Origin of the sequence: Vibrio sinus, assembly GCF_023634645.1 — a bacterium.
Taxonomy (GTDB): Bacteria; Pseudomonadota; Gammaproteobacteria; order Enterobacterales; family Vibrionaceae; genus Vibrio; species Vibrio sinus.
Genome location: NZ_JAMKMR010000011.1, coordinates 128016 through 151705, shown reverse-complemented (window position 1 = coordinate 151705; position 23690 = coordinate 128016). Strand labels below are relative to the sequence as shown.

24 protein-coding genes and 1 riboswitch are annotated in these 23690 nt (G+C 43.8%); of the genes, 6 read left to right on the top strand and 18 right to left on the bottom strand.

Annotated elements, in window-relative coordinates:
* Nucleotides 1-82: 82 nt before the first annotated feature.
* The 4 genes from mukB to cmoM are packed head-to-tail and all read right to left on the bottom strand — an operon-like array spanning nucleotide 83 to nucleotide 7371.
* Entirely contained in the window at nucleotides 83-4534 is a 4452-nt protein-coding gene (gene mukB, locus M9194_RS13195) for a chromosome partition protein MukB (RefSeq protein WP_250613135.1), read from the bottom strand.
* Nucleotides 4531-5259 carry a chromosome partition protein MukE gene (gene mukE / locus M9194_RS13190; RefSeq protein ID WP_250613134.1) on the bottom strand — a complete coding sequence of 243 codons (729 nt, stop codon included), beginning with the start codon at nucleotides 5257-5259 and terminating at the stop codon, nucleotides 4531-4533. Before mukE ends, mukB begins: the two co-directional genes overlap by 4 nt.
* A complete protein-coding gene (gene mukF / locus M9194_RS13185) occupies nucleotides 5240-6577 on the bottom strand; it encodes a chromosome partition protein MukF (protein WP_250613133.1) in 1338 nt (445 codons plus the stop codon). Before mukF ends, mukE begins: the two co-directional genes overlap by 20 nt.
* An 8-nt stretch (nucleotides 6578-6585) precedes the next feature.
* Nucleotides 6586-7371 (bottom strand): tRNA uridine 5-oxyacetic acid(34) methyltransferase CmoM, encoded by a 786-nt coding sequence (gene cmoM, locus M9194_RS13180; protein ID WP_250613132.1) that lies wholly within the window; start codon nucleotides 7369-7371, stop codon nucleotides 6586-6588.
* Nucleotides 7372-7483: 112 nt separating this feature from the next.
* Here cmoM and elyC point away from each other — a divergent pair, with 112 nt between their 5' ends.
* On the top strand, nucleotides 7484-8308 hold the full coding sequence (elyC, locus tag M9194_RS13175; RefSeq protein ID WP_250613131.1) for an envelope biogenesis factor ElyC: 825 nt from the start codon (nucleotides 7484-7486) through the stop codon (nucleotides 8306-8308).
* A gap of 106 nt (nucleotides 8309-8414) precedes the next feature.
* Here elyC and M9194_RS13170 read toward each other — a convergent pair whose 3' ends face one another.
* Complete coding sequence (locus M9194_RS13170; RefSeq protein ID WP_250613130.1) at nucleotides 8415-9269, bottom strand: HDOD domain-containing protein; 855 nt, start codon at nucleotides 9267-9269, stop codon at nucleotides 8415-8417.
* 387 nt (nucleotides 9270-9656) lie between these two features.
* Here M9194_RS13170 and torD point away from each other — a divergent pair, with 387 nt between their 5' ends.
* The 5 genes from torD to M9194_RS13145 all read left to right on the top strand — a co-directional run bounded on the left by torD (nucleotide 9657) and on the right by M9194_RS13145 (nucleotide 13668).
* Nucleotides 9657-10325 (top strand): molecular chaperone TorD, encoded by a 669-nt coding sequence (gene torD / locus M9194_RS13165; protein ID WP_250613129.1) that lies wholly within the window; start codon nucleotides 9657-9659, stop codon nucleotides 10323-10325.
* Nucleotides 10326-10472: 147 nt separating this feature from the next.
* Entirely contained in the window at nucleotides 10473-11480 is a 1008-nt protein-coding gene (gene purR / locus M9194_RS13160) for an HTH-type transcriptional repressor PurR (RefSeq protein ID WP_250613128.1), read from the top strand.
* Nucleotides 11481-11700: 220 nt separating this feature from the next.
* A riboswitch (cyclic di-GMP riboswitch) is annotated at nucleotides 11701-11783 on the top strand.
* Between the two features lie 117 nt (nucleotides 11784-11900).
* Nucleotides 11901-12491, top strand: coding sequence for a TfoX/Sxy family DNA transformation protein (locus M9194_RS13155; protein WP_250613127.1), 591 nt, complete (start codon nucleotides 11901-11903; stop codon nucleotides 12489-12491).
* 158 nt (nucleotides 12492-12649) lie between these two features.
* On the top strand, nucleotides 12650-13345 hold the full coding sequence (locus tag M9194_RS13150) for a TVP38/TMEM64 family protein (protein WP_250613126.1): 696 nt from the start codon (nucleotides 12650-12652) through the stop codon (nucleotides 13343-13345).
* A complete protein-coding gene (locus tag M9194_RS13145) occupies nucleotides 13342-13668 on the top strand; it encodes a putative signal transducing protein (protein ID WP_250613125.1) in 327 nt (108 codons plus the stop codon). Before M9194_RS13150 ends, M9194_RS13145 begins: the two co-directional genes overlap by 4 nt.
* Nucleotides 13669-13834: 166 nt before the next feature.
* On the opposite strand, the gene M9194_RS13140 is transcribed toward M9194_RS13145, so the two are convergent.
* From M9194_RS13140 to M9194_RS13080, 13 genes are all read right to left on the bottom strand, one after another.
* The gene (locus M9194_RS13140) at nucleotides 13835-14359 is read right to left on the bottom strand and encodes a DUF3833 domain-containing protein (protein WP_250613124.1); all 525 of its coding nucleotides are present in this window, start codon (nucleotides 14357-14359) and stop codon (nucleotides 13835-13837) included.
* Nucleotides 14356-14820, bottom strand: a complete 465-nt coding sequence (locus M9194_RS13135; RefSeq protein WP_250613123.1) for a chalcone isomerase family protein — start codon at nucleotides 14818-14820, stop codon at nucleotides 14356-14358. The genes M9194_RS13140 and M9194_RS13135 overlap by 4 nt, the downstream gene beginning before the upstream one ends.
* A gap of 24 nt (nucleotides 14821-14844) precedes the next feature.
* Nucleotides 14845-15375 (bottom strand): DUF2878 domain-containing protein, encoded by a 531-nt coding sequence (locus M9194_RS13130; RefSeq protein ID WP_250613122.1) that lies wholly within the window; start codon nucleotides 15373-15375, stop codon nucleotides 14845-14847.
* The gene (locus tag M9194_RS13125; RefSeq protein WP_250613121.1) at nucleotides 15350-16630 is read right to left on the bottom strand and encodes an SAM-dependent methyltransferase; all 1281 of its coding nucleotides are present in this window, start codon (nucleotides 16628-16630) and stop codon (nucleotides 15350-15352) included. Before M9194_RS13125 ends, M9194_RS13130 begins: the two co-directional genes overlap by 26 nt.
* A 68-nt stretch (nucleotides 16631-16698) precedes the next feature.
* Nucleotides 16699-17454 carry a DUF1365 domain-containing protein gene (locus M9194_RS13120; protein ID WP_250613120.1) on the bottom strand — a complete coding sequence of 252 codons (756 nt, stop codon included), beginning with the start codon at nucleotides 17452-17454 and terminating at the stop codon, nucleotides 16699-16701.
* The gene (locus M9194_RS13115) at nucleotides 17451-18704 is read right to left on the bottom strand and encodes an NAD(P)/FAD-dependent oxidoreductase (RefSeq protein WP_250613119.1); all 1254 of its coding nucleotides are present in this window, start codon (nucleotides 18702-18704) and stop codon (nucleotides 17451-17453) included. The genes M9194_RS13120 and M9194_RS13115 overlap by 4 nt, the downstream gene beginning before the upstream one ends.
* Nucleotides 18704-19414 (bottom strand): SDR family NAD(P)-dependent oxidoreductase, encoded by a 711-nt coding sequence (locus M9194_RS13110; RefSeq protein WP_250613118.1) that lies wholly within the window; start codon nucleotides 19412-19414, stop codon nucleotides 18704-18706. The genes M9194_RS13115 and M9194_RS13110 overlap by 1 nt, the downstream gene beginning before the upstream one ends.
* Nucleotides 19411-19845: a nuclear transport factor 2 family protein gene (locus M9194_RS13105; protein WP_250613117.1), complete on the bottom strand. Its 435-nt coding sequence runs from the start codon at nucleotides 19843-19845 to the stop codon at nucleotides 19411-19413. Before M9194_RS13105 ends, M9194_RS13110 begins: the two co-directional genes overlap by 4 nt.
* Before the next feature lie 13 nt (nucleotides 19846-19858).
* Nucleotides 19859-20437 carry a deoxyribodipyrimidine photo-lyase gene (locus M9194_RS13100; protein WP_250613116.1) on the bottom strand — a complete coding sequence of 193 codons (579 nt, stop codon included), beginning with the start codon at nucleotides 20435-20437 and terminating at the stop codon, nucleotides 19859-19861.
* A complete protein-coding gene (locus M9194_RS13095; RefSeq protein WP_250613115.1) occupies nucleotides 20434-21381 on the bottom strand; it encodes a YbgA family protein in 948 nt (315 codons plus the stop codon). The genes M9194_RS13100 and M9194_RS13095 overlap by 4 nt, the downstream gene beginning before the upstream one ends.
* Before the next feature lie 34 nt (nucleotides 21382-21415).
* Nucleotides 21416-22114 carry a ChrR family anti-sigma-E factor gene (locus M9194_RS13090; protein ID WP_250613114.1) on the bottom strand — a complete coding sequence of 233 codons (699 nt, stop codon included), beginning with the start codon at nucleotides 22112-22114 and terminating at the stop codon, nucleotides 21416-21418.
* Entirely contained in the window at nucleotides 22107-22736 is a 630-nt protein-coding gene (locus M9194_RS13085; RefSeq protein WP_431769409.1) for a sigma-70 family RNA polymerase sigma factor, read from the bottom strand. The genes M9194_RS13090 and M9194_RS13085 overlap by 8 nt, the downstream gene beginning before the upstream one ends.
* Before the next feature lie 57 nt (nucleotides 22737-22793).
* The gene (locus tag M9194_RS13080; protein ID WP_250613113.1) at nucleotides 22794-23387 is read right to left on the bottom strand and encodes an LON peptidase substrate-binding domain-containing protein; all 594 of its coding nucleotides are present in this window, start codon (nucleotides 23385-23387) and stop codon (nucleotides 22794-22796) included.
* Nucleotides 23388-23690: the final 303 nt, after the last annotated feature.

Below are 23690 nucleotides of genomic sequence, written 5' to 3'. Positions count from 1 at the left end.
TCTATACTTCAGGCACAAAAAACCCTAAGAACATACTCATTACTTAGGGTTTTTATTTGCTCTTATTTCAACAATTTTGCCGTTATGCTTCTTCGGCTAGTGCTGGCTCCTCGCCTTTCGGTTTGGTTTGACCAAAACCTCTCAACCCAACAACATGAACGTGTTCATGGTCCTTAAAGATCTTACGTACAAGCTTGTACGTGGTGCCTTTTTCTGGGCTAATGTTTTCTGGTGCGGCAATGAGAAGTTGCATATCTAAACGATCACATAACTCAAACAGCGTTGATATCGATTTGGCATCTAGCCTTGCCGCCTCATCAAGGAATAGCAAACGGCATGGGATGATCTCTTTACTGCGCAGCCTTCGTGCTTCTTCTTCCCAACTTTGAACCACCATCAACAAAATTGATTGCCCCGTACCAATCGCCTCTCCGGTTGAAAGCGCGCCAGACTCAGCTTGCAGCCAACCATCCGAGCCTCGATTTACCTCAACGCTCAATTCTAAATAATTTCGGTAATCCAGCAGTTCTTCACCAAATATCTGTGGAGAGCGCTGGCCCAAGTCGATGTGTGGGTTAACGCGTTGAAAGAGTTTTGCCATGGCTTCAGAGAAGGTAAATCTTGAGCTTTCAAACAAATCTTTGTGTTGAGACTGATGTTCAGATAACCCTCTTAGCAACACAGAGTGACTCTCACGAGTTCTGACATTTAAGCGAACCCCTTTTACCTGACCAAAAGCAATGTTCGATAGGCCTTGGTTCAACAACCGAATCCTATTTTGCTCGCGTTGAATGGTTTTGGTAATGATGGTAGCAACCGACTCTGAACTAATCGCTAATCGATTCTCGCGCTGGGTTAGCTCTTCTGTCAGCCGTGCAAGTTCCACTTCCATCTCTTCAATAGCTTCGACGGGATCCGCGGTTTGAATGATATCGTGGCGAATCCGCTCACGCAGGTGTTGATAAACCGCAATGTAAAACAGAACTTTGCGTTCAGGCCTTGCGTTGTCTTCTGATAATCTCAGTGCATCACGCAAGTTTTCATCGTCTGCCACCGCCAGTCTCAATGCGCCTAATGACTTATCGGACATTGAACGTAGCTCTTCCGCTGACATATAAATCAACTCGCGTCGATTGAGCTTGCTTTCAACGTCATTTTGTCTTGCCAATTTAAGTACAGAGCACCAACCAGCTTTTGCTGCCACGACAAAGGTGCGTAGTTCAATGTACTCTTTCTTGGCTGATTTAACTCGCTTGAGCAAACCTTTCATTTCAAGCTCGGTAGAGGTTGTCGTGCGCTCAAACTCACTTTTTCGAGTGCGGGAATGTTGTAGTTGCTCTTGCAGCTCATTTCGACGACGTTGTGCTTGTATCAAAGCGCCTTCGTCAGCAACCACACCCAGCTCATTCATCTCACTGCGAAACTCTTGTACGGTTTCCTGCTTGGCTTGATAGGCACTTTTTAGAGAAGCATGCAATTGATTATATTGACTTACCTGACTACGCGCCTGTTTGAGCTCATCACGAGAGCGAGTTTTTGATCGCTCAGCATCCACCAACTTGCGCTTAAGATTATCACTAAGATCACCGCTCTGGTTGAGCATTTCCACAGAATCTGAATAGCTAAAGTGCTGACGGCGCTCTGCTAAGTCCGCTAAGGCAAAGATTTGTGATTTGAGTTGTTTCAAACTAGCATCGGCGCTTTGATAATTTTGCTCCAGAGCTTCAAATTGCTCCGGATCCGCTTCAAGTGCGTTCACTATTGTTTCTAGCTCTTGTAGCGATTTACCGTGTTGAGTGATAAACGCTTTTTGCTCGAGTAAAGTCTTGAGTTTTTCACCAACCTCTTCGTGTCTGTGCTGCAACGAATCGTCACTTAATAAGGCTAAATGAGGGGTCAGTTTAGCGATGATCGCTAACGCATGCTTACTCTCATTTAATTGGCTGCGATGTTGTTGCTCTTGGCCATCAAGATCAGATATGGCGCGAGCAAATTTATTTTTCTTGTCACGAACCGCCTTCAAAGCCTGCTCAGGGTCTGCTTGGAAAACGACTTGTAAGTGCTTAGCGACAAATTCATTGAAGCTTTGGTACAAACGCGAGAGCTTTTGGCTATCAAAGGCGGCCTTCGCATGCTGCTCAACGACCTCTTCTCTTACTTCGCGGAGTTGCTCCAATCTTTGCTCTCGCGCCGCGCGACCAAACAGAGGGATCTTTGGAAATCGCGAGTACCGGACTTGACGCTCATTAAGTTGTACGCACACCGCACCATCAAGCTCATCCACCATCATGGTGCTGTCATCAAACGCATCGACATCCCCCTCGATAATGTAAACATCATCTGGGCAGTCATCCAACCCTGCGAGTTTCTCTTGGATGCCGTCAAGATCGGATACCACAATAGCGTGACGAGCAGGGCCATAAATAGCACTGAAATAAGGGGCATCTTCAAGGGTAATATCGTCATAGATTTCAGATAGCAAGACACCGCCTAGCGTATCTGAAAGGGACTTCAAGCGCGGATCGCTTGAACCACCTGGAGAAGCAAGCTGCTCTATGTCTTTTTCAAGCTCCGCACGCTTTATCGCTAACTTTTCCTTTTCAATGGTCAGCGCTTTTTCTTGCTCCAATACCGCTTGCATCTGAGAAATCACGGCTTGGCTATCATAAAGATCCGCTGAGGTCTGCTCTTGCAGCTTATCAAGGGCTTCATTGGCTAGAATCCATGCTGGAGCCGCAGTTTCTAGCTGTTTGATTTCATTATCGCAATCGTTGTCCAGTCGCTTTTGTTCACTGCGTTTTTCGCGAAGCCCTTCAAGCGTTAACTCTAGCTCTTCAATAACCTCACTGTGGCGCACATGCTCTTGTTCTAATGCCAACTCGTCGGCAATCAACACATTGCACTTCGCTTGAAATTCTTGAACCCATTGTTCAGCTTTCATTTTTTGTGCTAAAGCTCGTTCCATATCTCGAGCCTGTGAGCGCCATTGCTGCTCATTTTGCACCAACAAATGGGCTTCACGCGCCTTTTGAATGGCCGATTTGGCAAACTCTGCGGCTTCGCCCCTAGCGATGGAGCCATCTACTTTCCTAACCAGTTGGTAGGCCTGATCAAATTGCTTTGCCGTTGCTGACGAGATATCCAACTTATGTTTCAGTGCAAGCAAATGGTTGGTTTGATCGCCTTCTTGTTTTTTGAGTTCAGCAAGTAATGTAGATGCCGTCTCGGCACTGACATTGTCATCAAGCAAAGCCTTGGCTTTCTCAAGCGCTTGAATCGCTTGTTGATATTGTAGAGCTCGGGTTTGCTGTACATCTAACGCTTGCTGATAATCCGCCAGCTGTGTTTTCAGGCTGTCCACTTCTTCTTCGGCATGTGTGGATTGCTCTTCGGCCATGAGCAGGCGCTCTTGAGCTTCTTCCACAATCATGACTTGCTCTTCAAGCCGTTCGCCTAATTCTTCAAGATCCTCTTGGTAGCGCTCGATTTTTTCTTGCTGACGAATGGCGGTCTGTACCAATTGAAGGTGGTCGCTCGACGCTTGTAAGTCTTGCTCTAAGGAGGACTCTTGTTCCGCCAGTATTTCTAGATCTTGTTTGATCTTATTGAGCAAGTTATTTTGCTCAAGTAGCGTTGTGTTGGACTTTTGCAGCTCCGTTCTCAGAGCGAGTGCCTGCTCGAGTTTCTTTCTACGCTCGTTTGCATGGCGCATGTAGTCCGCTGCAACATAGTTGGTCGATTCTGTGATTAAATGCTTGAAAAGATCACGGTCAGCTTGTGTGGTTTGGATGGCCGCTAGCGTCATTCTGTTCTCACGCAGCGCCGATTCCATATCTTGGAAGGCTTTCTTTACGCCACCATTTTGCGGCAATAGATAATCGCGCAAAGAGCGGGTGATCGCACTGGAAATCCCCCCATACAAAGACGCTTCGATTAAGCGATAAAACTTAGAGCGATCGCTACTGTTTCTGAGCTTTTTAGGCACCACACCCAAATCAAACATTTGGCTGTGATAATCAACAATGGAGTTGAAAACCTTAAACTGAACTCCGTCTATACCCGCGACTGTTTCTTTTACTTCATTGATCTGCCTAACACGCGCGTGGTTATCGGAAACATTTTCTATCAACACATCCGTTGGCTTGATATGGCTAGGTAGCCCTTGGATAACAAACGGTTTGATATCTACTTTTTTATCTCGGCCAGCGACCTGTTGTAGTTTGACCGCAAAAATAACACGTTGTTTTTTCGAGTTGACGACATCCAAAGCTGCGTAACAAGCACCAGGTTGCAACTTACCAAACAAGCCTTTGTCTCTTGACGCTTGTGAACTGCCCGCCTCGGTTGTATTGCGAAAGTGAAGCAAACTTTGGTCGGGAATCAATGCGGTAATAAAGGCCGCCATTGTAGTAGACTTACCTGCCCCATTACCGCCAGATAATGTTGTAACTAAATTATCGATATCAAAAGTACGCGCAAAAAAGCCATTCCAATTGATCATCGTTAGCGATTGATACTTACCTCGTTCAATCATACTTCACCTTCTAACTCTGAATTATCTTCGCTGTCGGCAAATTCGTTCTCATCGTTTAAGAGACTTGCCTGCTCTGGCTTGGCATCATGAATAACGGCTTCGCCGTCTCTGATGAGGCGCAATTGCGCTTCTCTAGCATCATCGCCAGTTCGTACATCGGCTCCAAAGCGAAACACCGCTTCACTAATACGGAATTTGCCAGTTTCGCCAATGCTAATCGTAATACCTAGTCGCCTTAGACGGCGCAAAGACGTTCGTACTTTTTCAAACAGTTTTTCTCTGTCTAGATCGGAGCCTGTGGCACGATTGGTGACTAACCTCATTAGCTTCTTTTCTTCTGCAAGCTGCAGCAATTCATCATAAAGCTCTTGATTAGTAAAAATGCCTTCGTGAGCCAACCTTTCTGGGCTTAAGTAAAGAAAACACAATACCTTACCCACCAGCATATCTAACTCAGAAAGTACACTACGACCAATGAGAGAGGTGGAACGAGGGCGCAAATAGAAGAAACCTTCCGGCGCTTTAATCAGCTCAGTGTTGTAGCGTTTATAGAACTGGGCTAACTCCGTTTCAAAATCGGTAAGCAAGGTATGATTATCAAGGTCTTCGCTCGATATATGACGCCCAGCGCGTAGCATACTGTCCAAGGCGGGGAAAAGTGGATTGGAAATTGCCTTCACTAAATTATCAGGCATGTATTCATTATTAGTATCGGTCAATGACATTCGCTTGTACCTTTGCGCCATGTTCGTTGATAGCCTGCCAATCAGGTTGAACCGCTTGATAATCAGATTCTGAGTAACCTAAGCGTACCGCTTGGTCAATCACAATGCGGGCTAAATCAAAATGGTGAGTGTGAGGGTGTGATGAGAGGTAATCTCTCAATACCGAGCCAAGGTCGATAGGTTGCGATTGTTCCTTGTGGATAAGCAACATAGCACCAATACGCTCCGATAGTTCATCGTTAACTTGCTCAAACTCCTCGTATTCAACGTCAAGAGGCACTTGTCCTGTGACTTCATCATCTCGGAGTACAAGCGCTTCATCGCGCATGTCGGTCATTCGCTCTGCATCGGCAAATGTGAGATACCATGGTGCATCAAAATACTCTTGAATGGATTGTCGCAAACGAGAGCTAAACGCTCGGTTTTTGTCCATATCAATGGCCGTACGAATAAACTTGTGCACGTGCCGGTCATAACCTATCCATAAATCGATGGCCTGCTGACCCCAGCTGGTAATGCGATCTAGCTTCATCTGCAACGAATACAAGGTTTCTGCGATGAACTCTAGTTCAGTGTTCCCGTAGATAATCTCTTGAATATCCAACAATTGAGTCTGCAGGTTATCCCCTGCCGCTTGCAAAGTATCTTGCAGCTCTTTCAGTGTTGTTGAGGTTTCCGTCAGCAGTGTTTCACAATTATTGATGGCCTCACGCCAATCTTTGTTTAAAAGCTCAGCAATCTGCTCTTTAACCAACTGCTGCTGCTCGTCCATGACCCGCTGATTTAAATCAATTTGATCAAATATCTCACTGACAGAGTATTTGAGAACGCCATAAACGTTTTTCTTCCAATGATTGACCGTACCACCTTTTGTCGCCGCTTCAATGGCTTTCGCCATTTCGTCCGCGACAATCGCCAGTTGGATAGACAGTTTAAGTTTGGAAAACTCGCGATGACGCACATAATAGTCAGTAATACCGATGGCTAGCGGTGACAAACGATAGATGCTAGCACCTTCGGTCACTTCGCTGGTAAATCGGCTTAATAGTCGTTGAGAAACCATCTCATTGATGGCGTTGTTAGCACGAAATGCCGTCGCTTCCCCGGTGTCTTCAAACATTTTGGTCACGAAAACAAAGGCATCGTGTAACTCTCCTTCTCCCATTTCTTCATCAAACCGCTCATTACTCAATACTGCTAACGCAATGAGAAAGGCAAGTCGTTCAGTTGAGAGGTGTAAGGAGAAATCATGTTGCTGTATCCAGCCAACCAATTCTTCAATCGGCTGCTGGGCAACGTGTTGAGTCTCGTCGCTCATCCTTATTCCTATTGTTCTTTCTTCCTAGCCCATACGTGTATGTATCGGCCCAAGGATAAGTAGGGCTCTTTTCTACATAATTGTTGTTCAAGCTCTAATACATCTTCGAATTGATAGTCACCCATATATTCCATGTTCCCTATGTAATCACTAAAACAGCGAATTCCTGACTTACCACAAATTTCAAAACCTTCATCCGCCATCCATTGATAGACATCTTCAGGTAACAGTCCTTTTTGAGGCTGTAGCTTGAACCTCTTCCTGTGAGGCATCCCATCCAGTATGTGAGGGATATTGCCACAGGTAACATTTTTATATATTAATCCATGATGGTTGTAGAACATAACAGAAGCGATACCGCCCGGCCTGACTTGTTGTAAAACTGTGCTTAATGCTGGCTTTGGCTCTGCAAGCCATTCCATCACGGCATGAAACATCAGTAAATCGACAGGCTGTTCTAGGTGGTCTGAAATAGATTGTACCGGAGCGTGGACAAGGCGGTAGGCATTGCTAAGTCCATTCTTTTCAATTTCTTGTTTTGCTAGCTGCAACATCTCGGATGATAGATCGCATAGTGTAATCTGATGTCCGAGTTTGGCAAGCTTTTGCGACATTTGTGCAAGTCCGCCTCCTGCATCAAGGACTTGCAGGGTGTTTCGCTCGCCCTCTAAAGCGTCTAATATAGTAAGAAGGTCTTGCCAAACAATATGTTGACGTATTTCGCCTTTGTCTGATCCATAGATATTTTTTGCAAATTTGTGGGCAATATCGTCGAAATTGCGGTCTTGGGTCACAGTCGTACGTTATGATAGCTAATCGTGCTGCTATTCTGTCATATGGGTGGTAGGAATAAAGAAGGTTTCTTCTTTTTTGTATTCAACTGATGCTTTTTCGGACTATTTTAGAATGTTTGTGCTGAAAAAAATAATTTCTTCTCTGCTGATGCCTTTACCTGCCATGCTAATCCTTGGCTTTTTAGGGCTAATGCTCATTATGTTTACCACCAGACGTAAAACTGGTTGCCTTGTCGTTTTATTTTCACTCACCGGCATCTTTTTGGTGTCATTTCAACCTGTCTCCACGCGCCTGTTAATGCCGTTAGAAAGACAACACAGTGCATTTTTCCCTGTCGATGAATCGATAGATTATGTCATGGTTCTAGGCAGTGGCCACGTGGTCGACGACCAGATCCCACCCACCTCAGAACTCAGTAGAACAGGGTTAATGCGTCTTGCCGAAGGCATTCGTATTATGCGTATGTACCCGGGTTCAAAATTGATTTTGTCGGGCTATGCTGCCGGAACAGAAGTCAGCAACGCTCGAATGATGGCCAAGGTAGCATTAGCGCTTGGCGTACCAAAATCAGACATCATATTGCTAGAAACAGCTCAAGATACCTGGGAAGAAGCAAGACAGGCCGCGGCATTTGTTAAACAGAAAAAGCTCGTCCTTGTCACCTCGGCAAGTCACATGACAAGAGCATTGAATGAATTTCATTCAGCAGGCCTTAACCCAATTCCAGCCCCAACTAACTTTTTAGCGCAAAAGAATATTTCCCAACCTTGGGACAAATATACGCCAAAAGCAAAATACTTAGAGCAGACAGAAGTCTATTGGCATGAGCGTCTAGGGTTGATTTGGCAAGCGATGCGAGACTGGGTGTCCAAAGATTACACCAGCGTCTCTTCAACATCAGAGACACCAAGCTCAGCGCCTAGTAGCTCGCCATAACAGCGCAGTATGTCATCCAATGATGCTCTATTCCGCAGTGAGTGGTTAGAGCATCGGTTACTTCCATGCTTGAAGAATGAGTTAGTTGGAAATATAAAGGGCGCACCTAAACATCATCAACAGACTGAGCGTATACGTCGTGGAAGTCATCTTCCAAATCTGCAAAGTCCACCGTTGAGAGTCCTAGGACATCTAAAGCCCTGACTTCGAACTCTTCCCAATCAGGGGAAACACTATGGCGTTTCACACTCTCAACCATATGCTCTGCCATTTTTAGTGTGGCTAACGCCAACTGAGGCTGGCTTCCTGAGATCGTATCGAAGTAACGTAAGTTATGATGCTCCAAAATGATTTCGCATATGTCCTTAGGTAAATGCCAAGAAGAAGCAACAAAGTAGCCAAGGATAGCGTGATTGGTATTGTAATTTTTTTCTTCCAATGAGATGGAGTTAGTACCCGCATTGTTGGCCTCCATCAGTACATCTTTATAGCTTTCAAATCGTAATGCCAACAAAGGAATACCACAGTTATGAAACAGGCCCACAGTGTAAAGCATATCGACAGGCACCTTATCTTTCACTTTATTGCCGATAAACAACATGGCATTAGCGACATCCAGAGAGTCATCCCAGAAACGCTCTAAGGAAATAGACGCCTTACCTTGCAGAGAAGACTGTAATAGAAATGAGGTAACTAGGCTGTTAATCGTTGCCAAACCAATAATCATCACCGCCTGTTTTATCTCTGAGATCGAACGATTCATACCATAGTATGGCGAGTTAATGACCTTCAAGATGGCAGATGAAAGGCCAATATCACTGGAAATTAAGTCCGCCACGCGATTAATATCTGGCTCTTCCTCGTCCATTATATCCTGCATGTCACTTAATGCCTTAGGCTTAACTGGAACTTGAAAGCTTGACACTACGGATGCCAGTTTCTCTTCATCAACCTTAATCATACTTCCTCCGCAAACGCTGGAATCAATGCAGTATCAAGAGATAACAGTGTAAGTCGCCTATTATCCTCAAGTCCAACTCCTAAGATACTCCAATGATTCTTCACCTCAATTATAGGCAAGCTTTTGGCATAGTTGCAGTACGTGAAGACATACATTTCTAGAAGAACCGCCAAAAAAAGGTCGATGGCATAAGCACTTAATTAATATTGACTTAAATATCAATAAAGTATGAGTGAGACTTAAATGTACACTCATCGACATTATACTAAGCGTGCTCTGTTCATGTTCAGCCATCAATGAACACTTTATTGATAGATTTGTTCGTTTCGTAAGCAGTTTCCTATTTATTGGTTACACTAAAAGCATGAGTGGAAAAGTTAAGCAAGCATGACAGAGTTAAAAGCATTTAATGATAAACGCGCTGAGATATATTGGTGGATATCTAGCATCTTCATAAAAGAGCTATCAGAAGCGGAGTTGGAACAATATCAAAGTTCAGAAATCAGAACCTTCATCGAAAGTCTCGGTGATGTACCTGTTTTAACCGAGTCAAGTGATGATCTGCTAACCTGCATAAACAAGCTTAACCGATTGGAAGAACCACAAATTCAACTTTCTTCTGATTTTGATGATCTATTTTTGAGTGCTGACAAGCGCGCAATATCCACTTGCGCCTCAAGTTATCGTAACATGGCAAACCCTGCCAATAATATTTCGGCGCAACAGATTATTCAGGTCATGGAATCTCATCACATCACCCTAGACCAAATTAAGAATGAGCCAGCCGATCATATCTCTAATATTCTGGATTTTTTAGGCAACATCATCATTCGATCCAATGAGCTTGAACAGGTGCCTCATTTGGAAGCTGCATTAAAAGAACAAGAAACCTTTATTCGAAGCTATTTGCTCTCATGGATGTACGACTTTCGCGAGCAGGTGAATGCCAAAGATCAGTTTGGTTTTTATGCCGCGTTTACTCGATTACTCGTGTCTTTTTTAGAACTCGACTGTGAATATCTCGCCTCACCAGAGACCATGAGCCGCAACTCGTGACAAATTCAAGCCATTATGTTATTAAGAGAAGTTTTGCGTTGATTTGGTATCGATACACCCCATCATTCTAAATCTAGTCAATCATTATGCGGAACGACCTGCCTTCCCGAAGCAAAAATTGGCAGTAATAAACAGGACAGCAACTTTATGGCCACCATTAAAGACGTTGCACGCTTAGCTGGCGTTTCAACAACCACCGTTTCACACGTTATCAATAAAACTCGCTTTGTCGCTGAAGCGACGCAAGAGAAAGTGATGGAAGCGGTTAAAGAACTCAATTACGCACCAAGTGCTGTTGCACGAAGCCTGAAATGTAATACGACTCGTACCATCGGGATGCTGGTAACTCAATCAACCAACCTGTTTTTTTCTGAAGTGATTGATGGGGTTGAAAGCTATTGTTACCGCCAAGGCTATACGCTAATACTGTGTAATACAGGTGGTATCTACGAAAAGCAAAGAGATTACATCCGTATGCTGGCAGAGAAACGTGTTGATGGCATGCTCGTGATGTGCTCAGACTTGACCGAAGAACTGCTTGAAATGCTTGATAGTCATCCTGATATACCAAAGGTCATCATGGACTGGGGTCCAGAGAGCTCTCAAGCCGATAAGATTATCGACAACTCAGAGGAAGGAGGCTATCTCGCCACCCGTTATCTGTTGGACAGAGGGCACACAGACATTGCTTGTTTAAGCGGGCAATTTGAGAAAGCAGCATGCCAAGAAAGAATTCAAGGTTACAAACGCGCACTCGGTGAAAAAAATATCGAGGTTAACGAAGACTGGATACTAGAAGGCAACTTTGAGTGTGATACCGCTGTTCTAGCCGCCGATAAAATTGCTGTCATGGATAAAAAGCCTAGCGCTGTTTTTTGCTTCAACGATACCATGGCATTGGGTTTGATGAGCCGCCTTCAACAAAAAGGAATACGCATTCCAGAAGACATGTCGGTGATTGGCTATGACAACATTGAGTTGGCAGAATATTTCTCACCACCTCTCACCACCATTCACCAACCTAAGCGTCGCGTAGGTAAAAACGCGTTCGAGATCCTTCTGGAACGTATCAAAGATAAAAAGCATGAAAAACGTGTGTTTGAAATGCAACCCGAAATAGTAGAAAGAAGCACGGTAAAAGACCTTCGTAAATAGCCCCTTCATTCGCCTGTCACTCCCCCAAACACTCTGTTCTTTTCGGGTTGTTTGGGGATATTATTTCTCATTTACCTCATGAATCAATCAACATTTTCTATTTTCCTCTGAATATAGGTCGCATTTTTTTACAATCATCCTCTGAAGCAAGATCACGTTTCATATACAGAACGGTGAGCCTAATTCCAATCTCTGTCTATCATTAAATGACTTAATAATGTCACGCACAGGGCAAACCACTTGAAAAAGTGGGACGCAAAGCTTCCGGCCTAAATCGTCATGATAGGTAGCGGGGTTACCGATGACCATTATGCATTTACAAGTAAAGTTTTACTCAACCTTTCTCTGCATAGTCGTTCATCAAATTTACACCATCCTTTTTGGAAGCGCGTGCGTGATTCCAGGAACGGGATTATTAACATGGATAAACCAATACTAAAAGATTCAATGAAGCTCTTTGAGCCACTAGGACGAATCAAATCTCGCTCTATGTTTGGTGGCTATGGGATATTTGTAGATGACACAATGTTTGCGTTGATCGCAAATGACCAATTACACATTCGTGCCGATGATATGGCAGCAAAGGAATTTAAGACCCTCGGCTATAAGCCCTACGTATATACGAAAAAAGGGCTACCAGTTGTCACGAAATATTATGCTCTCCCAGACAGTTGGCATGATAACAGTGAACAAACGCTTAAATGTGGTAAGCAGGCATGGAACTCAGCGAGACAAGAGAAAGCTACCCAGTCGGTTAGACGGCCCTCTCGGCTGAAAGATTTGCCTAACTTGCGTTTGGCCATAGAGCGAATGCTAAAAAAAGCAGGCATAGAGTCAGTTGAAGCACTTGAAGCAAAAGGCTCGGTAGAAGCATATAAAGCGATAAAGCAAACGCATTCTACCGAAGTGGGCCTAGAACTACTTTGGGCACTGGAAGGCGCGATCCAAGGTAAGCATTGGTCTGTCATTCCTCAAGCGAGGAAAGAAGAACTCGCCAATCACCTTAGCTAGAGTCGACGCTATTGTTGCTAAAGCCGATATTACGTCGGCTTTTTTTATTTTTTACGAAATTAAAACTCGATTTCCCCTGTCTTATTGGCTAACGAATCATAAATTTCTAGCTCAACATGGCATGGACATCCATCGCCTCGGGCAAACAGGAGAAGAGCATGAGTAAAAAACTGAGCATTGGTATTCTTTTGGTGATACTTGTCGTACTGCTTGGGGTGAATTTTGGTCAGTACCTCACCATTGAAAACGCAAAAGCACAACAAGAAGTGTTGACTCAATATATTTCCAATCACTTTTTTACTGCTGCCCTTATCTATTTTATCGCCTATATTGCCGTTGCGGCATTCTCTATCCCCGGAGCTGCAGTAGTCACGCTATTAGCCGCTGCCCTGTTTGGCTTTTGGTATAGCTTAGTCCTTGTCTCCTTCGCCAGTGCAATTGGCGCTACCCTCGCCTTTTTAAGTAGTCGATATTTGCTTAGAGATTGGGTGCAAGGGAAGTTCGGCGATAAGCTCTCAGCCATCAACAAGGGCATTGAACGAGATGGCTCATTTTACTTATTTACATTAAGACTCATCCCAGTCTTTCCGTTTTTTCTGATTAATCTTTTGATGGGGTTAACTCCAATCAAAACCACTCGCTTTTATCTCGTCAGTCAACTTGGTATGTTGCCCGGCACAGCAGTGTATCTCAACGCGGGGACACAATTATCTCAAATCACGAGCCTATCCGGTATCGTATCCCCCGCGGTATTAGGCTCCTTCGCACTTCTCGGACTGTTTCCTTTTATTGCGAAATGGGTGATGTCAAAGCTCAAGCTTGGCCCTAGCACACCAAATGGCAATGTGTCATGAAGCTATATACCGCCACTAACCCAACAGAAGCTCACTTAGTTTGTGAGCTTCTTCGATCTGAGCAAATAGATTGTGAAGTAAGAGGCGAACACCTTTTTGGCTTGCAAGGTGAGCTGCCGTTTGGCGAAGATACAGAACCTTATGTCTGGCTGTTAAATCCCTACCACGCAGATAAAGCCAGCACTATCGTAGCGGAATATGTCGCACAAAAACACAGCCCCAAAACTCATTCTGACTGGCAATGTTCACAATGTGGTGAACATAATGAAGGACAATTTGCCATTTGTTGGAAATGTGGTAACTCGGACAGTTCTGCTAATTAGACTCTTGTCGGAATACATTAAAGTTTGAGCATTTATTGTCCGTATTGAGAAGCTATAGCGTGATGGTTCAACCTAAATAGTGCCTGTAAGTAAAGCGCTGGTATAGCGTTTTACCGCCACCGTTTGCGCTTTTACGTTGAGCCACGTGAATAGAGACAGGCCGTGATTAGTTCACTTTTTCTATATACAGAATAATTTCACCGACTTTGAAGCCAAATTTGGTCATCTCTGTTTTGTTGAACAGCCGCTTTTCATCGATTAGGAACATCCAATCATCTAAGGTGATGTGGTAAATTTTTCCTTCAACTGGTACTTGCAGCTGATATTTCCAATATAATGTGGATCCTGTGCTTTTACCTTCAGCGACACCAATAACGTCTTCTGCCCTCCCTTCAAATTGGTTGTCCGTTATTTGAGAGAGGTGCCAAATACGGGTAGTTTTCTCACCATCATCAAACTCGAACCATTCTTTTAACACGCCTTGCTTACCTTGCCACTGGCCAATAAGGTCTGCTTCAAATCGACGCAACAGGTTGCCTGATCGATCCAGTACGATGCCATAAGCTTTCAGTTTCCCATCAAAGAAACGCTCTAGACAAAGTTCGGGGAGAGTATCTTGATGCTGTTCTAGGTTGGCTGAACCGCAGGCAGTAAGCAGAAATACCAATGAAGTTGTGAGCCATACTCTCATTGGCTCAAGCCTAATAACTGCTTCCTAAGTTTTGGCTCGGTAGTGCGTTCTGAAAGCCAGATGTCTAGAAATGCGTCTGCAAATGTTGGATCTTGGATTGACCCAATGGGTTTACCATCAAAGAAAAACTGCCCCTCTCCATGATTGTTCGAGACAAAAGTGAGTTTATCTCCTGGTTTAACGCTTGGCCAGATTTTGACTAAAGATACACTCCACCGCACCATTTCTTCTGGTTGGTACCCCAAGTGCTGCCATTGGTCTAGGGTTGCTTCAATCAAATTTTGTTGTGATATCGACTTATAGTAAGTAATGCGTAAAGCTTGCCGGACCTCAGGGGCTGAATGCTCAGAACGATAAAACTCTGCGGCGTAGATTGTCCAAAACAAATAATGCATCTCACCTTCGCCCACCTTGTTTAAGTCGGTGATAGGAGACGCCATAATGTTAGTACTTATAAGCATTAATGTTAGCCACTTATACATGCTTCACCTCAGCAATTTCAAATCCGAAATTGGGCTTAAGTAACGAACCCCGAAAACCAGCAAAGGAAAAAGGATTCCCCAAGACAGTATTAAGGTAGGGATCAACAGCGTTATTGGCCAACTGTAGCTTAGTGCTCCAGCTTGAATGCCTGCCCAATAGCTTAAGGTTCCACCGCAGGCACCGAAGCCAATTACAATAGGCAGTGATTTGTTGATCAACCAGCTTAAACTGTGGTTTAAAGTTACTACGAACATAAGCCAGAGAAGGATCAGCCATAGTGGGAAAAAAGTGTCGATAGGGGTAAAAGGAACCGAGTTCGAAAAGGTGCCAATGAACAAATGGAGTTTATCGAGACAGGCGCCGAATAATGCGAGTGGGAACAGCTTCAAATCTGCCCACTTATTTTGCGACAACAAAAAGTGAACCAGAAGGAACCCACTAATCAACCAAGCAGCATGTTGGGTATAGAAGGCGGCACTAAACCAGCTTGCCTGAAATAGCAGGAAGTTAGTAAACCAAAACGGTTTCATCATATTTACCTCGATAGCGAGGTTTGCGTGCAACAATATGGTGAGTACTTATTACGCGCTCTAGAAACGCCCCTTCACAGTAACAAAAGTAGAACAACCATAAACGTTTGAATTGTTCGTCATAACCGTAGAGGTTGATTTCTTTCCATTGTTTTTCAAATAATGTTCTCCAGTCATGGAGAGTCCGAGCGTAGTGCAACCCAATATCACTGATGTGATGAATCACCATGTCCGTATTGGCCGCAATGGCTTTACTAAGCACCGCGATAGAAGGCAAGCAACCGCCGGGGAAAATATATTTCTGGATGAAATCGACCCCTTTTCGGTATGTGTCATAGCGGCTATCTGCAATGGTGATCGACTGTAAAAGCATTTTTCCATCATCCTTGAGCAAGTTTGAGCATGTATCAAAAAAATTTGGTAAATACTCATGACCGACGGCCTCAATCATTTCAATCGAAACCAGTTTGTCGTAGCAACCCTGTAGTTGTCGGTAGTCTTGTTTTAGCAAAGTAATGCGTTCGCTTAGCCCCAGTGCAGTGATTTTATTTTGTGCGTATTCAAACTGCGCATCAGAAATAGTAGTAGTGGTAACATGGCAGCCATAATGTTGAGCCATGTAAATGGCTAACCCTCCCCAGCCTGTTCCAATTTCTATCACCTTATCCTCTGAAGAGAGCTCTAGGCTTTCGCAAATTGTGCGCATCTTATTTTGTTGAGCCTGTGAGAGTTCGCTGGCTTGTTCACTATAAATGGCGGAGGAATATTGCATCGAGCTGTCTAGAAAACGGCTATACAGATCATTGCCTAAATCATAGTGTGCCAAAATATTGCGTTTTGAACCTGCTTCGCTATTGGCATTTTTCTTTCTTAAAAACCAGTTTTTTACCGCGTGGAGCCAGCGAATATTATTGTCGATGGAATCAAGTTGTGTTTGATTTCTCGCCATAATTTGCACAACTATTGTTAGGTTGGGACTGGTCCATTTTCCATCAATAAAAGCTTCGGCTGCGCCGATGCTGCCTTTGCATACGGTTTCGCGATAAAAGCTAGGGTCATGCACCACTATTTGACCGACAATATCAGAGCTTCGATTGCCAAGCACACAGCGTTCATCGCCTTCTGTGATTTCAATACAAGCAGACTCAAGCCGTTCCAATACACCGAAAATGAGCTGGCGATATTTTCCGGTATTTTTGTCCACGCCAATTCCGAGCCTCGAAGTGAGTGTTGGTAAGTTTTTGGCAATATGTTCCATATAAATCTCGCTATTCTTCTTTAATTCGCATTTTATATTGGTGACTTTTCCCATTTATTTACGGTGATTCACAGTTTTTGCGTGACCTTCTTAGCCTTAGTATTCGGGTGCGCAACAAACGGCACCTTTTTCAAAAACAACTGCAAAGCCTGCCAATAAATCCCAGCGACAACTTTTATCGTCATTAAAGGAATGAGAGATAACGTTTTAACAAGCTTAGGTGCGCTAAACTCCCATTTCACTAGTGCTAACGTTGCATCAAAAACCTTGCAGCTGGTGTGATTCTCGATGTGCACCAAAGTGCTTTTCCTAGGAGGTCGAATCCGCCACAGGTAATCCATGTTTAAGTCCATGAATGGAGACACATGAAACGCCTTCTGACTCCGTAATTCTCCCAGTAAGTCAACCAAATAATAGTGTCGCTCCCGCCAAGGCGTGTTGCTGACCTCAGCTAACATGTAGTGGCACTGGCCATCGACGTCATAACAGAAATAGCAGTTGATGGGACTAAAATAAATACCAAAACAGCGACACTGTACGAGCATAATCACTCTATTGGCTGAGTCCCAACTCCCACCTAGCTGACGAACTTTCCTGTCTATACGCTGTTTGAGCCCTCCTGGTTCACCTCGCACGTAATCTTTTTCCAAGAAACGAACCGGGTTATACCATTGCGTTCCAAAAACCACGCTTTTACCACACAGTTGGGAAAGTTCGTCGACGTCTATTCCCATCATGTACAGCTGGTAACTAAATTGATGTGAGATCGTACCAAATCGGCGATGCCGAACACTTCCCCAGTAAATACCACTTTTGAGGCTCATAACGATGCTCCAAATTGCTTAGTGACATCCAAAGCACTGCGCACACCGTCTTCATGGAACCCGTTGTACCAATATGCGCCGACAAAGTAGCTGCGCTGGTGACCGTTAATCATGCTTCGTTGCTTTTGTGCCTCGACGCTGGAAGAGTTCAGAACAGGGTGATGATAGACAAAGCTTTTTAGTATCTTGCTTGGGTCCACTTTGTTCGCCTGATTGAGTGTCACGCAGAAAATGTGATCGCTTTTTATTCCTTGTAACAAATTCATGTAGTAAGTCACGCAAGCCGGGCATTCTTGCTGACCATCAAGCATATAATTCCAACTTGCCCAAGCCAGCTTCCTATCGGGCAGTAACGAAGTATCCGTGTGAAGAATGACCTCGTTACGGCTATAAGGGATCGAGCCTAAAATGCGCTTTTCATCTTCGCTTGGATCGGCAAGCAGTGCTAAGGCTTGGTCGGAATGGCAAGCGAAGATAACATCGTCGAAATACTGAGTGTCACCGTTGGCTATCTCAATGGAAATCCCATTTGATATGCGCGAAATACATTTTATGGTGGTGTTAGTTGCTACGGGTTTGCTTAAGCGTTCAAGAATGATTTTGACGTATTCTCGCGAGCCTCCTGGCACGACGTACCACTGAGGGCGGTCACTAATATTAAGAAGACCATGATTGTAGAAAAATTGAATGAAAAACTGCAGTTCAAATTTCTCCATTTCTTTTAAACTGGTAGACCAAATGGCCGCTCCCATAGGTAAAATATAGTGCTGGCTAAAGAAGTCACTGAATCGATTTCGTGTTAGGAAATTCCCCAGAGTCAAACTGGGGGGTATATCGCCTTTTTGATATAAGGATTTACACAGTTTATTGAACCTTAAAATGTCGACAATCAAACGCCAAAATTTAGGGCGAAAAAGGTTACTCCGTTGGGCAAATAGTGAGTTTAACCCGTGCCCATTGTATTCAAATTCAGTGAGAGTATTGTGGACACTAAAACTCATTTCCGTCTCTTTACGCTTTATGCCAAGTGTCTCTAGCAACTTATTAAAATACGGGTAAGTCCGATCATTGAAGACGATGAACCCGGTATCTATTGCGTAATGAGTACCGTCCAGCTTAACATCCACGGTGGCGGTGTGCCCTCCTACATAGTCATTTTTCTCGAATACTGTTACATCATGGTGCTTATCTAACAAATGTGCACAGGTGAGGCCTGATATTCCCGAACCGATGATGGCAATTTTTTTCATTATAAAGTCATCCTTGTTGCAAGTTTCTGCCATGCGGATAAAGGCAATAATTTGAGAACTTTCATGATGAAGATAAAACGCCGAGGAAAGCTGATTTCGAATTTACCCTTCTCTATACCGTGGATGATTTCACTTGCCGCTTCTTCAGTAGAGATTAACATTGGCATGTCAAAGGTGTTTTTCTTAGTCAATGGTGTATCTACAAAACCTGGAAGCACGACACTGACGCACAAGCCATGCGGTTTAAGTTGAATAGAAAGCGTTTGTGCCAGATAAGTCAGTGCAGCTTTTGATGCCCCGTAAGCTTCTGCTCTTGGTAGTGGAAGCAACCCCGCGCTTGAACTGACCAGTACTACGCGCCCTCCACGTTTTATACGATGTAGCCATTTTTCTAGTGCATAGCCAATGGCGATAAGGTTGATGTTGATAATACGCTCAAATTTTTTTGCATCAAAATGAAGGGCATCGTCTATATACTCGCAGTCTCCAGCATTGAGGATCAGTAAGTCGATCTCTGTTTCAAGGCTCGGATACTCGCCATAATGCGTCAAATCGAAACTGAGTGTTTCGATAGCGGGGAATCGATTGCAAAGGCTATCTAACTTATTTTGGTTTCGTCCACATGCAATCACTGAATATCCTTGTTTGGCGTATCGCAATGCCAGTCTTTCACCTATTCCCGATGTAGCCCCTGTAATAAGAACTCTCATGCTCGACTCACTCTATGTTTGATGCTACGTATCAGCTTGCCTAACAACGGGACATGTTCATACAGCATAGCGCCAACGTCGAGGTAATCACGATGATAGATAACTTGCTCTTCTGATGCTTTTAGATGTGAGTGCCCTTGGATCGTGATGGGGGCTTTCTTGTTTAATTGGAAATGGCGAAAGGTCATCGTCCAGTACACCGCCGCCTCGTTGTTGGATTCAATGACATGCTCAATCACAAAGTGGCAGCTGAGGATTTTACTGTAGAGTTGATCAAAATAACTAACAAGCGCATCACGCCCGTTGAGTTGATGCATCGGGTCAATAAATTGAACGTTAGGATGATAAACCTCAATTAGTGAGCCAAGATTATCTGTGCCTAATTCACTGTAAACGCGTATAAAATTTTGTAGCCACGACGAACTTCCCATATTCTCCTCCATACTATTTATAGAAGTCTAGTGCTCTCAATCGAGCTTGTTTGTGTTCTACTATCGGGGGCCAATACGCCTCTGCTTGCCCCACCTCTGCCAAATAGTCATGCGGAAAGTGAATATGTTTGCTAGGAACACCCTCCAGCTCTGTTAAATACTTACGTATGAAGTTTCCGTTGGGATCATATTTTTCGCTTTGAGTAATGGTTTCACTAGCGAAAGAAACTAAATGCAAATTGTGGTTGAATATTTGCTCATCTCTTTGATTTTCATCTAGCTCGAGTTCTTTGTTGGCATAAACGGTATCTATGCCATGTGATTGGCAGTAGCGAGCTAAAACGGTGACCTGATCGTCATAGGTACTCGCGCTTAAGTGGGTAAGCTGAATGCCATATCTCTGAAGTTGGTCTCTAAGCTGGTTTAAGTGACGTTCGATAAAGTCAGCTTGTATCGGTGCAATATCGTGCCTCTCCCACTGTTTTGGGGTAGAGATAAAAAGAGCTTGGTTTACACCGCAGCTAGCCGCTTCGCATAGTGCCGGGTTATCATCAATTCGCAGATCTTTTCGGAACCAAAGTAAACCACTCAATAGCCATACCTCAAACGAAGCGCCTTAGGGTGTGGATTTAAATAGGTCTGAGCCGAAAGGTATTCATTAGGGTGCTCACGTAAGTGGTGATTGATTAATGCAAGTGGCACAAGAAGTGGAGTGAGCCCATTTCGAAAAGATAGGATTTCCTGCGCGAGTTCTTGCCGTTTCTCAGTGCTTATTTTCTTCTTAAAGTAGCCTTGAAGGTGCTGCAGAGTATTAGTGTGGGTTTTACGTGACGCATGATGTTTTAGTGCCATCATAAGTCCGGTGATGTATTGACGAGCTTGATCTTCTAAATCAAGATCTGAGCGTGCAATTAGTTTTCCCAGAGTTTTATAGCTTTCAATGTGATGGCTCATAACCAAGTATTTCTGAGCGGTGTGGAATGTGATTAAACCATGTTTAGTTAGCTCTGTTGAATTTAGATCCAACCATTTTTGAAAGGTAAAGACACGAGTAATAAAGTTTTCACGAATGATAGGGTCATTTAGTCGACCGTTTTCTTCGATAGGAAGCAGAGGGTTATATTTCATCAGCTGTTGTGTAAAAAGTCCTACCCCGTTAGATTCAGAGCCCTTCCCATGGTGATGGTACACTTTCACCCGTTCCATACCACAGCTAGGGCTCTTAGCACACACGACAAATCCAGCCAAACCATCACATTGATTGACAGCAAAGTCCTGCCCAAACTGGGTTAACGCTTCCGTCACATCCCCATGACCATCCGACCTAGCAACCTTTATAACATCCCCTTGAGATATTTGGCGGATCGTTGGTCTAGGGATCGGTAACCCAATGCCTACCTCTGGGCAGACCGGTTTGAACTCGGCGAACTCAGATAACTCATCGCTACAAAAGTGGAGTTTTTTGTGCCCTTTATCGAACCTTACTTTTTGTCCAATGACACAAGCGCTGATGCCTATTTTGAGCTTCTTCTTCATATTCAGCCTTCCTGATATGTTTGAAATGCCGATTTTAGTAAATGAACTTGCCTATTGGATTTAGAAGCTGACTCATACCTTGAGTGAAATGTATGGCATCGCTAGAGACAGTGAAACATACGCACCCTTCTTGTGTAATAGGGCTGTGAGTGTGATTACCATCAAGCCAAATAAAGTCACCAGCTTGATATCGCCCCATGTCGTCTTCAAAGCTACCTTGTAATAGCAAGGTTATCTCATATCCTTTATGGGTATGAATGGGCACACTTCCACCTTTGTCGATATGCAGCAAACTTGCTCGTAAATCTCCGTCTTCGATATCTAACCGAGCACGAGACAGTTTGCCAAGGCCAGACCATTCTTTCAGTGTGATCGACTTCAACGCTCTAGGAAGAGCTAACCTCTGCCCTGATATCTCGATTTCGGTCACTGTTTTGGGTAAGCATTCTTCATCTGGTACCGGTTCAAGTGCAGTGATGTCATCTATCATGGCCAATGAACCTTCGCCGGTTATATGGCCTGGTTCGACATCGATTTCTTGATGTATATTGGCTGGATTTTGTACATCACCATTGAAGACGGAATTAGCGAATTGTTCTGTTAACGCTGCAACTTTAGCCTGGCAGTGTTGGCATAATTCGATATGGCTAGAAACAATAAGCGATACCGATACGGGCAGTTCTCCTGCAACAAATTGTTTTAAAATAGCAATCTGTGGGTGATATTTAATCATCGTATTGATCTCCCATTTGCTGCTTCAATTTGGCTAACGCTAGTCGAAGCCGCGACTTTATGGTCCCCAGGGGCACACCTAGTTGCTTTGCCAGTTGCTCTTGAGAAAGTTCTTGGTAATACATACCTTTTACTACCGTTTTTTGTGCTGGAGGCAGGCTATCTACATGGTGCAGCATCTGCTTACGCAATAGATGATCAGGAAATGGGTTTTCTTCATGATTTGTATCGTTGAATTGCTTCTCTAACGGCCAAATATCATCGGCCAAGTTCTGCTCAGGTTTCGCTTTCATTTTTCTTAACATGTCGAAGCATGCATTGCGCATCACGGTATAAACCCAGGTTGTTGCTGAACCTTTGCTACTATCGAACAGGTGAGCTTTTTTCCAAACCGAGGTGAGTGTTTCTTGAACGAGCTCATTGGCCGATGCTTGTGAACCGAGCTTACTGAAGCCAAAGCGATTCACTTTAGGCGCAAAAAACTGAAACAACTGGGTAAAGGCTTGCTTATCTCTATGTTGTGCCACTTGCTCTAACCATTTTGCGAGCTGTTGCGAAACATGAGGTTCGAGAGTGATGCCATGCTCCTTATGCGGTATATCCCTGTTCATGCTCTCTTGCATCATTACTAAACCCTACAAACCATTTTAGAGTGAATACGTGTGAAGTGAGAAATAGGATCAATTTAATTTCAATGAACCTTCAAATATTTCATTTAGAAAAGAGACCAAGATCGGAAGGCTATTTGGTTCAATAAATCTTTCTTTTTCTTTTTGAGGGATGGGAAGAACTTCGATCAAGCGAGCAGATACCCAATCTATGCGAGACAATGCACGACTTGAATATAAGTCGCCAAACTGAGGGTACTCATCAAACAACATCTGTAGCGCGAATTTGAGCGGTGGCGGAGGGTTTGCAATACGTGGCGTGGTATACCAATGTGGTTTGGGTCTTGTCTGAGCGAGCAGCAAACCATCATGCTGATACTTCATATTGACCAAGCCTAAAAGCGATAAGGCTTCGACGTCTATCAATAATATTTGGTCTTCATCAATGTTGAAATCAGTGATGTGAACTAAAGTGCCCCAGTCAGGAACACCGAAAGGCAACATTTTATCGTAGCGAGCAACGACAAAGCAGTTATCTTGGTTAAGACTGCTTATCATCGATAGGTATTTTGCTTCAAATATCCGCAACCGCTGCTTACCTTCTGGAAGGATGAACAGGGGAAGAGGAAAAACAGGTACAAATCGTTGCATATCCATATATTTCATATCTACATTTTCGTTGCCATTTGCCGTCTATACGACGTAACAACTCAAAAGATCAGGTTTGTGTAAAATATGCTATCAATTTAAGTTTGAGTAAATTTCAGCGGAAAGAGTAACTTCTGAGTTTTCTATGTGAGATTTAGTTTTATTCGCTTTAAAACACTGATGTGCCAAAACCTGAGCGGTTACTTCAAGTAAGATGCAAAGCACTTTTCTCAGCCATTTCTCCCTAAAAATACTAATTCCAAAATTGCAGAAGTAAATTAAATTCCTAACTCATTTCTGTCCAAGACTTTCACAGTACCG

Excerpts from the sequence above, each read along its gene's own strand:
- mukB (WP_250613135.1), bottom strand. The coding sequence starts at position 4,534 with ATGATTGAACGAGGTAAGTATCAATCGCTAACGATGATCAATTGGAAT.
- mukE (WP_250613134.1), bottom strand. The coding sequence starts at position 5,259 with ATGTCATTGACCGATACTAATAATGAATACATGCCTGATAATTTAGTG.
- mukF (WP_250613133.1), bottom strand. The coding sequence starts at position 6,577 with ATGAGCGACGAGACTCAACACGTTGCCCAGCAGCCGATTGAAGAATTG.
- elyC (WP_250613131.1), top strand. The coding sequence starts at position 7,484 with ATGTTTGTGCTGAAAAAAATAATTTCTTCTCTGCTGATGCCTTTACCT.
- M9194_RS13170 (WP_250613130.1), bottom strand. The coding sequence starts at position 9,269 with ATGATTAAGGTTGATGAAGAGAAACTGGCATCCGTAGTGTCAAGCTTT.
- torD (WP_250613129.1), top strand. The coding sequence starts at position 9,657 with ATGACAGAGTTAAAAGCATTTAATGATAAACGCGCTGAGATATATTGG.
- purR (WP_250613128.1), top strand. The coding sequence starts at position 10,473 with ATGGCCACCATTAAAGACGTTGCACGCTTAGCTGGCGTTTCAACAACC.
- M9194_RS13155 (WP_250613127.1), top strand. The coding sequence starts at position 11,901 with ATGGATAAACCAATACTAAAAGATTCAATGAAGCTCTTTGAGCCACTA.
- M9194_RS13150 (WP_250613126.1), top strand. The coding sequence starts at position 12,650 with ATGAGTAAAAAACTGAGCATTGGTATTCTTTTGGTGATACTTGTCGTA.
- M9194_RS13145 (WP_250613125.1), top strand. The coding sequence starts at position 13,342 with ATGAAGCTATATACCGCCACTAACCCAACAGAAGCTCACTTAGTTTGT.
- M9194_RS13140 (WP_250613124.1), bottom strand. The coding sequence starts at position 14,359 with ATGAGAGTATGGCTCACAACTTCATTGGTATTTCTGCTTACTGCCTGC.
- M9194_RS13135 (WP_250613123.1), bottom strand. The coding sequence starts at position 14,820 with ATGCTTATAAGTACTAACATTATGGCGTCTCCTATCACCGACTTAAAC.
- M9194_RS13130 (WP_250613122.1), bottom strand. The coding sequence starts at position 15,375 with ATGATGAAACCGTTTTGGTTTACTAACTTCCTGCTATTTCAGGCAAGC.
- M9194_RS13125 (WP_250613121.1), bottom strand. The coding sequence starts at position 16,630 with ATGGAACATATTGCCAAAAACTTACCAACACTCACTTCGAGGCTCGGA.
- M9194_RS13120 (WP_250613120.1), bottom strand. The coding sequence starts at position 17,454 with ATGAGCCTCAAAAGTGGTATTTACTGGGGAAGTGTTCGGCATCGCCGA.
- M9194_RS13115 (WP_250613119.1), bottom strand. The coding sequence starts at position 18,704 with ATGAAAAAAATTGCCATCATCGGTTCGGGAATATCAGGCCTCACCTGT.
- M9194_RS13110 (WP_250613118.1), bottom strand. The coding sequence starts at position 19,414 with ATGAGAGTTCTTATTACAGGGGCTACATCGGGAATAGGTGAAAGACTG.
- M9194_RS13105 (WP_250613117.1), bottom strand. The coding sequence starts at position 19,845 with ATGGGAAGTTCGTCGTGGCTACAAAATTTTATACGCGTTTACAGTGAA.
- M9194_RS13095 (WP_250613115.1), bottom strand. The coding sequence starts at position 21,381 with ATGAAGAAGAAGCTCAAAATAGGCATCAGCGCTTGTGTCATTGGACAA.
- M9194_RS13090 (WP_250613114.1), bottom strand. The coding sequence starts at position 22,114 with ATGATTAAATATCACCCACAGATTGCTATTTTAAAACAATTTGTTGCA.
- M9194_RS13085 (WP_431769409.1), bottom strand. The coding sequence starts at position 22,736 with ATGCAAGAGAGCATGAACAGGGATATACCGCATAAGGAGCATGGCATC.
- M9194_RS13080 (WP_250613113.1), bottom strand. The coding sequence starts at position 23,387 with ATGAAATATATGGATATGCAACGATTTGTACCTGTTTTTCCTCTTCCC.